Source organism: Cohnella sp. WQ 127256 (assembly GCF_024519285.1).
Lineage (GTDB): Bacteria > Bacillota > Bacilli > Paenibacillales > Paenibacillaceae > Cohnella.
In genome coordinates this window covers 368,805-377,444 of record NZ_JAMZCY010000007.1, presented here as the reverse complement: position 1 = coordinate 377,444, position 8,640 = coordinate 368,805, and the positions used below count along the sequence as shown (strand labels likewise).

Annotated in this window: 7 protein-coding genes and 1 rRNA gene; all 8 read right to left on the bottom strand. The window is 42.4% G+C overall.

The features are described 5' to 3' along the window. Positions 1-116: ribosomal RNA gene (locus tag M1K58_RS21815) — 16S ribosomal RNA — on the bottom strand; the annotation flags it as partial. Positions 117-539: 423 nt separating this feature from the next. Continuing rightward, positions 540-1,877 (bottom strand): FAD-dependent oxidoreductase, encoded by a 1,338-nt coding sequence (locus M1K58_RS21810; protein WP_256760991.1) that lies wholly within the window; start codon positions 1,875-1,877, stop codon positions 540-542. Between the two features lie 22 nt (positions 1,878-1,899). After that, the gene (locus tag M1K58_RS21805; protein WP_256760990.1) at positions 1,900-2,754 is read right to left on the bottom strand and encodes a carbohydrate ABC transporter permease; all 855 of its coding nucleotides are present in this window, start codon (positions 2,752-2,754) and stop codon (positions 1,900-1,902) included. Further along, positions 2,738-3,652 (bottom strand): carbohydrate ABC transporter permease, encoded by a 915-nt coding sequence (locus tag M1K58_RS21800; protein ID WP_256760989.1) that lies wholly within the window; start codon positions 3,650-3,652, stop codon positions 2,738-2,740. The genes M1K58_RS21805 and M1K58_RS21800 overlap by 17 nt, the downstream gene beginning before the upstream one ends. 15 nt (positions 3,653-3,667) lie before the next feature. Beyond that, positions 3,668-4,360, bottom strand: a complete 693-nt coding sequence (locus tag M1K58_RS21795) for a hypothetical protein (protein WP_256760988.1) — start codon at positions 4,358-4,360, stop codon at positions 3,668-3,670. Positions 4,361-4,435: 75 nt separating this feature from the next. After that, the gene (locus M1K58_RS21790; protein ID WP_256760987.1) at positions 4,436-5,746 is read right to left on the bottom strand and encodes an ABC transporter substrate-binding protein; all 1,311 of its coding nucleotides are present in this window, start codon (positions 5,744-5,746) and stop codon (positions 4,436-4,438) included. A 100-nt stretch (positions 5,747-5,846) separates the two neighbouring features. After that, positions 5,847-6,644, bottom strand: coding sequence for a response regulator transcription factor (locus M1K58_RS21785; RefSeq protein ID WP_256760986.1), 798 nt, complete (start codon positions 6,642-6,644; stop codon positions 5,847-5,849). Further along, complete coding sequence (locus M1K58_RS21780) at positions 6,637-8,469, bottom strand: sensor histidine kinase (protein ID WP_256760985.1); 1,833 nt, start codon at positions 8,467-8,469, stop codon at positions 6,637-6,639. The genes M1K58_RS21785 and M1K58_RS21780 overlap by 8 nt, the downstream gene beginning before the upstream one ends. Positions 8,470-8,640 lie beyond the last annotated feature (171 nt).

Genomic DNA, 8,640 nt, shown 5'->3' with positions numbered 1-8,640 from the left:
TCACCCGTCCGCCACTAACCTCATCAGGAGCAAGCTCCATCAGAGATTCGTTCGACTTGCATGTATTAGGCACGCCGCCAGCGTTCGTCCTGAGCCAGGATCAAACTCTCCATAATAGTGAAGCCGAAGCTTCGTATTAAAGAGCCTTGAAGGCTCAATCTTTACAACTGGTTTGTCTTCCGACAGCCGAAGCCATCTTCCGACGTTTTGTTCGTTTTCTTACGCTCGATGTTCAGTTTTCAAAGAACAATTCTTGATTACTTGTTTTGCATCATTTTCTGAAGCAAGGTTTATATCATATCATGTTAACAACATGTTTGCAAGCATTACTTTCAATTTCTTTTTCGCTTGCTCGCTTCATTTCCGAAGCAAGAAATCTATCTTAACCTCTATAGATCACACTTGCAACAATCAATTTTTTCCATTTCATATTTTCCCCCTTCAGAACAAAGAGTGGCTGAATCAGAATGTCTATGCAGACCTCCTAATTCAGCCACTCTAAAATTGATCTCAATAAGCCCTATAATTCAAACGTAGACTTACAGACAAGCCTTCTCTTTCCTTAAAGCATCCTGCAATTGCTGAATGTTCACATCGATAGGAGCGACTTTCGTCAAGACGGATATTGCCGCTGCTGTGCCTGCCGCCTGACCTGTAGCCATACAGCTAGGCGTTAATCTCGTCGTAGCTAGTGCCTCATGTGTAGTGGAAATACATCTACCTGCTGCTAATAGATTATGAGTGTTATTCGCTACCAAGCAACGATAAGGAATATCGTAGGTTCCGTCGCCAGCGATCCATGAAGCTGTTACCCCTTTACCCGATGGGTCATGGATATCGATAGGATACCCGCTTCTCGCAATCACATCATCGAACTTACGCCCTGCGACAACATCCTCTTTAGTGAGCGAATAATGACCAACGATACGTCTTGTTTCACGAATACCAATCTGTGTTCCCACAGCCGATATTGAAGCCTTCTCAAAGCCGGGTACATCCTTTTTCAGAAAATCAGACATCATCAGAACCTGATTACGGCCTTCCTCTTCCGCACGAGTTAAGTCCTCGACATTCGTACCGTCTAGTCCCTGTACTCTCGTACAGTTTATGAGCACTTCATCGTCAGCAGGCCCCGTAAAGAATAAGACTTGGTCACGGTTAATAGGAACTTCGGCTGCTTTCCACTGTGAGTAAAAGCCACATACACCCGTTAACGGAAGATCCGGAAGCTCTTTAACTGGCGTCTTCTTATAGAAGTCCTCAGGGTGCTCGATCATATAATCTTTAACTTTAACTAGATCTACGCCCCGCATTCTGAACTTCATCGTCATTGGCTGCGATTGAAGATCTCCATCGCGTCCTTGAAGTGTATCCGTTCCCGATAAGTAGGCAACATCAGCATCCCCACTCGTATCAACGAATACTTTACCCTTCAATTCCATCTTCCCTGACTTGGTTGTAATGCGAACAGCTTGAATTGTTCCGTTCGAAGATTCAACTTCATCTACAAAGCTATGAAGCAATAGCTTCACTCCAGCCTCACGCAACATATCCATAGCTACAACTTGATAGATTTCAGGATGATAGGGTGTAACGGTGTGTACAAAACCAACCGTATCTCTGAGATGACCAGGGGAACCCCCGCGTTCCATCAATCGATCAACGATCTCTTGCGCGATCCCCTTGATCACCTGCTCACCGCTATCCGCATGAAACGTCATCCAAGGATAGACCATCGCTGCAGTCGACATCCCGCCAACAAAACCATATCGTTCTACGAGAATCGTGCTAACCCCTTGCCTACCAGCAGCAATAGCTGCCGTAATCCCAGCAGGACCTCCACCGACAACAATAACATCCGCTTCTAACGTTCTCATCTATTTAACACTCCTTAAATATCTATTCTTTCAACCCTGTCATCGCAACGCCCTCGATAAATTGCTTCTGTGCGAAGAAAAATATGATTAATAACGGTACTGTCGCCATTACTGTGGCACTCATCAAGTGATGCCAAGCCGTACCTACTTCATCCGTAAATAGTGAAAGACCTAAAGGCAATGTCATCAAGCTTCGGGTATTAATGAAGATAAGAGGGTCAAAAAATTCATTCCAGTTCGTCACGAAAGTAAAAATCGTGAGTGTAGCCAAGCCTGGCTTGGCAATTGGAATCATGATTTGAGCATAAATACGGAATCGATTGCAGCCGTCAATCATCGCAGCTTCTTCCAATTCCTTCGGAATCGTAATGAAAAACTGCCTCATGACGAATATTCCGAAAACACCACTAGCTCCAAAAATAGGCAATAGGATAAGTGGCAAATGGGTATCGATCCAACCGAGCTCACGCATGAATAAGAACATGGGAATCGCTGTAACCTCATGGGGGATCATCATTGCACTTAGTAAGATTAAGAACACGATATTTCTACCGGCGAAGGGTATTCTTGCAAAAGCATAACCAGCAAGCGATGCAAAAAATACAGTCCCAACAACAACTAGAAATGCGATGTATACGCTATTGAAGTAAAACCATTCAAACGGGATTAAATCAAACACTTCGGCATAGTTTTGAAATCTAAAGCTAGTCGGAATCAATTGCGGTGGAAACGTGAAAATCTTCTGCGGTTCTTTGAATGAAGTAGAGATCATCCAAAGAAACGGGATAATCATAATGAGTGAGATTACGCTAAGAGTCGTATAGGTGCCGACGATGCCTAATCGTTTGCGAATAGGAACATTACGAGTCGCTTTCATTGAACACCCACCTTTTTCTTAGCTGCCACTGCACTAAAGTTAATACAAGTACAATGATGAATAACACGAAGGCTAGAGATGATGCGTAGCCCAATTGGAACAATTTGAACGCCTTTTCCCAAATATAATAGACCAGAACTTTGGTACTATTACTAGGTCCGCCTTGCGTCATCACGAAGATTTGGCCGAATACTTTCAATGAACCAATAACGGTCATAACAACGGTTAAGAAAACCGTAGGAGTAATCATAGGTAAAGTTACGTTAAAGAAGGTTTTTGTTTTGCCCGCACCATCTAGTGTCGCAGCCTCATAAAGCGACCTTGGCACCTGTTGTAGTGCAGCAATAAAAAGAACCATATTCAAGCCTACATTTTTCAGCACGCTAGTTACGATAACCGCCGGCATTGCCAAGTCGGTATCATACAACCACGCAGGACCTGTAATATCGAATAGCAATAGGAGTTGATTAATCAGCCCCGCATCTGTCGCGAACATGTATTTCCACACGATAGACCATACGATTAGAGAGGTCATAACCGGAACGAAAATAGCGGTACGGAATAAGCCGATTCCCCGCATGCTTTTGGATAACAAAAGTGCTAGTAGCAAAGCTAAAATAATATTTAAGGGAACAAGTCCTACCGTGAAGTACAAGGTATTCTTAAGCACTTTCCAGAAAAGGGAGTCCGACATGATATTCTGGTAGTTTTCTAACCCTATAAAATGATGATTGCCTAATAACGGCCAATCCGAGAAACTCATATACAACGCTAACCCCATAGGGAACAGTAGCAGCAACGTAAAGCCCAATACCATAGGGGAAATAAACAACCATCCCGTAATTTGTGCTTCCCGGGTTAGCGGTCCTCTTTTTCGTTGTTTTTTTGTGTCCTTCAATAGGTCCACCACCTTCTAGCTCAATCTATCGATTGCATTACGGAACTCAGCCACCGCTCTGCGTAATTGCTCCTCTTCTTTACCCACAACAATTGCACCCAACAGAATCGCTTTTATTCCAGTGTCACTCAGAACTCGGATATCATCCGGCACTAGCTTGCGTTGGGAAGGAATAAGGACAGGCATCTGAGCTTGTTCGACCAAATAACGATACTTCAGAACATCTGCGAAGCTTAATGGCGTTCCGTATTCGGAACCAGGAACAACTGAGGCTTCTAAGGCAGTAAAGCCATAGTGTCGCGCCGATGGCAGCAAGGAAAGATCGTACTGATCATTAATAGCGAAGGTTTTCTCTAGGCCTGTTCCATGCAACATAAAGGATGGAAGATGATGAGCGTAGATCGAATAAAAATCGAAGCCCATAGGAGCCAACCTTTCGATATCTTCTCGTCTGGCTTCTTCAATACTCCCAGTAGGAACCACGCCCAGAGGTCCATCGAATTGCTCACGAATGCTATTAAAGGTAGCTACATACTCATCCAACTGACCAAAATGATTCCCGCTAGCTCGATGACCGACGTTATAATGTACCTTCAGACCATCGGCACCCTCTTCCAATGCCGCTTTTGCCAACCCGATATCATTAGCAGGAAGACTTATGATTAGCGAAAGATTTTTCTCCGCCAAACATCGTTGCAATCTAGCCATGTCTCATACCCCCTGTAATAAGGAAACGGTTCGAATTCGAACCGTTGTCCTCTTCATCTATTGGATTGTGATGGATTACTGCTTCATTAAAGCATTAACTTCATCAGAGATCGTTTTGAGATTCTTATCCGCTGGTGCAACTTTACCAAACAGTCTATCGAAGCCTTGCAAAATGGAATTGTCAATATTTTGCCAATTCACGTGACCTGGAATAATACGAGCCTTAGGCATTTCATCGATAACAGCCTGAATAATATGCTCTTTACTAGGATTGTTAGGCTGATTGATAAACTCATCGGAATTCAATACCGTTGTGCGTGGCGGTACAAAGAATGTCGAAGTGGCTTGAATACCTGCTTGACTAGCAAAGTACTTCAATAATTTCTTCGCTTCTTCTGGATGCTTGCTGTCTTTGAAAATGGAGTATCCTGCTTGACCAAGCATAGGTACGCTTCCTTGTGATCCTGAAGGAGTTGGTGCAATGCTCCATTCAAAGTCCTTGATTTCTCTTGCTTTGGATACATAGCTGTATACATCGAAGAACATACCTACGTTACCTGCGTCGAAGCTAACTTGCTCGCCAGCTTTTGGATGCGATTCGTCTGTAAACATCATGCGCTCAAGCAGTTGGAATGTTTCCACTCCATATTGATCGTTCCATGTAAATTCTGTGAGGTCCTTGTTGAACGGTCCACTTCCGTTAGACCATGAATAGGAGGAAAGCATTACCCATGTTTTCCAATCACGGAAGAAGTTCGCGCCATAGACACGTTTCTTAGCATCTGTGCTTGTTAATGCTTTTGCTGATTTCTCAAATTCAGCCCAAGTCCATTTACCTTCTTTGGCTAAAGTATTCGGATCAGTCAAACCTGCTAGATCGAACATTGTCTTGTTATAGAACATAACAGCAGGAGGTGTGGAGAACGGTAAGCCTAAGAGCTGCTCCCCATCACGGAATAGATCAAGAGTACTTGGGATATAATCGCCTAGATTGAATTCCGCATCGTCTTTGAATTCAGATACGTCTCCGAGAATCCCATTAGCCTTAAATTGAGGTACCATACGTTCGGATATCCAAGCAATGTCTGGTAATGATTTACCTGCAGCTAGTACAGAAATTTTCTGTTGATAGTCTGCGAAGGGTACGGATTCCATAGTAACTTCAATGCCTGGATTTTCTTGCTTAAATCCGTCGATCAATTTGTTGTACACATCCATATGGGCTTGATTTCCCCACATCATAAACTTCAACTCAACAGAATCCTGTTTCGCTGGTTCTTTGCTCGCGTTGCTTCCTGATGGTTCCGAGTTGGAGTTCGAGTTGTTGCACGCAAATGTAAACGCAACCAAGAACACTAACATAAGCAATAGCCCTGTCTTCTTCATGTGAATCCCCCTGTAAGTAATAGATTTGTGCTTCTTAGTTAGTATAACGGGGAAAAATGTCAGCTTATATCACGCTATTTTAAGAATTGGTACGTTTTCTTTATACATCAACCTTACCCTCTTCATTCGAACCCGGTTGACCATATTGATCCCTATAATCCCCCGCCGTTAAGCCGACCTGTTGTTTGAACACTAGCATGAAATGCTTAGGGCTTTGATGCCCCGATAAACGAGCTACGTCATAGATTTTCAATCTCGTGGTCGCCAATAGTGATTTCGCCCGTTCCATTCTCGCTTCTGATACATATTCCGAATAATTCATCCCTGTTTCCGACTTAAACAATTGACTTAAATACGTAGCATTCAAGTGAACGCCTGCTGCAACTGTCTGTAGTCTCAAGTCCTTATCAATATGTTGCTTGACGAATTGTTTAACATCTCGAATAATTTTCCTTGCATCCCCATGTACGTTCTGTTCGCTAAGCTTAGAATTAGACGTCGAAACAGAGGAAATCCCGTGTTTTTGATCCAACAACAGCTTAATTTTCTCTAAGGTCGAGACGAGCTCTAGACGTTCAATCGGCTTCATTAGATAATCGATAACCCCGTATCCAATAGCCTTTTTGGCATATTCAAATTCACCATACCCACTAATAATGACGACAGGTAAATTAGGATACATTTCTTTGACCTTCGAAACCATGGTCAATCCATCCATCTCTCTCATTCTGATGTCCGTTATCATCAGATCAGGGAGTTCACTTTGTAAGTACTCTAATGCTTCCCTTCCGTTAGCTGCTTCGCCCGCCACTTCAAAATGACTAGTGGACTGACTGATGAGCTCACGCAGACCATGGCGAATAACCGTTTCATCTTCCACGAGTAATACTTTATACATGCTTGGCACCACCTGTCTCTAGGAGTCTTATCGTAATCGTGACAGCTAATCCTTGTCCAAGGCTTCCATCTATCGTCAATTCTCCATTTTCGCCGTAAATGAGCATTATTCGTTGGGCTATGTTGGATAAACCAAGACTTTGCTGATCGTCTCTCTCCCAACTCTGATAAGAAGGCTGCGTACGGATTTCTTGATTCAGAGCTTCAATCTCTTCCTCCGCAAGTCCCTGTCCATCATCTCTTACTGTAATTAGCAATTCATTATCAAATCGCAAGGCAGAAATCCATATTGTTCCGCCAAGCTCCTTCCCATCGATTCCGTGATATATTGCATTTTCTACTAACGGCTGCAAAATCAGCTTTGGAATCAGGAAGTCGATCACTTCATCATCAATATCGTATTCTACCTGCAATCTTTCACCATACCGAAGCTGCTGGATACGAATATAAGATTGAACAAAGCGAATTTCATCTTTCAAAGGTGTAAGTCTATCTACCTTGTCAATCGTGTATCTGAGGAGTTTGCCTAAGGCGGACACCATGTCTGATACTTCACTATTATTTTTCTGAACAGCCATCATACTGATGGATTCCAAGGTATTGTATATAAAATGAGGATTGATTTGACTTTGCAGTGCCGAAAGCTCTGCTTCCTTCTCTCGGATACCTAAAATAAACACTTCATTAAAGAGTCGATTGATTTCATCCATCATCTTGTTGAACCCTCGCCCCAATTGGCCGAATTCATCATTACTATAGGAAGACACCCTTTTGTTGAAATCACCTTGCTCTACCCGTATCATATTCTTTTTCAAATCAATAAGAGGACGAGTAATTCGATAAGAAAGAAAGACGGCGATAAAAGTTAAAATGACCACACAGAGTACAGCGAACCATAATGTGAATGTCCCTAGCTCTCTAGATTCCTTCTGAATCACATTAATAGGGGTCAAGCTAATAACGGATAGGCCTGTATATTTAGAACTATGCTGTACATACAAATAATTCTGATCGCCCAAAGCTATTTTTTGATTGCTTCTATACGCCTCGAGTTTATTCTTTTCTAGTAATTCATTATAAGTAGATAGATCACTCACGGATTTCCGTTCAAACAGTAATCTCTTTTGGCTATCTATAATAATCAAATTAGCATTTTGTTCAAAATTTAAGTTCGATAATATGTTCCGAAAGGCATCTAATTTAATATCAATCAGGATGTACCCAAGTCGCTTAAGTGTATTGGGTTCAAGGATCACCCTGGCCACCGATATATAGGGCTCCGTTGCATTTCCGCTATAGTAGGATGGCTCATGAGGAGGAATTAACATCCAAGCTCCATCTGAACGATTGACTTCTTCAAACCACTCATCCTGTCGACTATCCCAAACCGAAGCCACAGCCATCGAGTCAACGTTCGAGAAGAGGATTCCGCTAGTACTAATAAGATGAATGCCACGAATCTCCGCTCTATCATAAGCATTTGCTGAAGTATACAGTTTCATTTTCATATAATCATCCGACGACACCCAAGTGGCCGAGCCCATATCCCCATCGTACTTACCTAATATGGAGAGAACCATCTGATCATAAAGCGGCATCAATGAAAGTCTTTCGAAATCTTTAAGAAGTCGATCCAGATTGGAATTGATTTGCCGAACGATATCGACGGTGAATTGTTCTGTCTTCTCATCGACTGTAGTCGAAAAATGTCGATAAGTCACAATCCCCTGCAAGCTTAGTGGAACCAAAATCAAGACTACGAAGAGAAGCAGCAATTTCATTCGTAGGTTCAATTCTCTCTTAAAACGCTTAGTCCACTGGTGCATGGCGATTGCCCCTTATGTTTGTCAAATGATGTATTGTATGCGCTTTCAATGTGTGGATAAAATCAACTAGAGTACCTTATTATAACGATGAACAGAAAAAAAGATATCCTTTACTACTCAGAAAAGGTACGAAATATTGAGAAATACATCCTTATCCTCTATTTCGCTGGT

Coding starts and splice junctions, on each gene's coding strand:
- M1K58_RS21810 (WP_256760991.1), bottom strand. CDS start 1,877: ATGAGAACGTTAGAAGCGGATGTTATTGTTGTCGGTGGAGGTCCTGCT.
- M1K58_RS21805 (WP_256760990.1), bottom strand. CDS start 2,754: ATGAAAGCGACTCGTAATGTTCCTATTCGCAAACGATTAGGCATCGTC.
- M1K58_RS21795 (WP_256760988.1), bottom strand. CDS start 4,360: ATGGCTAGATTGCAACGATGTTTGGCGGAGAAAAATCTTTCGCTAATC.
- M1K58_RS21790 (WP_256760987.1), bottom strand. CDS start 5,746: ATGAAGAAGACAGGGCTATTGCTTATGTTAGTGTTCTTGGTTGCGTTT.
- M1K58_RS21785 (WP_256760986.1), bottom strand. CDS start 6,644: ATGTATAAAGTATTACTCGTGGAAGATGAAACGGTTATTCGCCATGGT.
- M1K58_RS21780 (WP_256760985.1), bottom strand. CDS start 8,469: ATGCACCAGTGGACTAAGCGTTTTAAGAGAGAATTGAACCTACGAATG.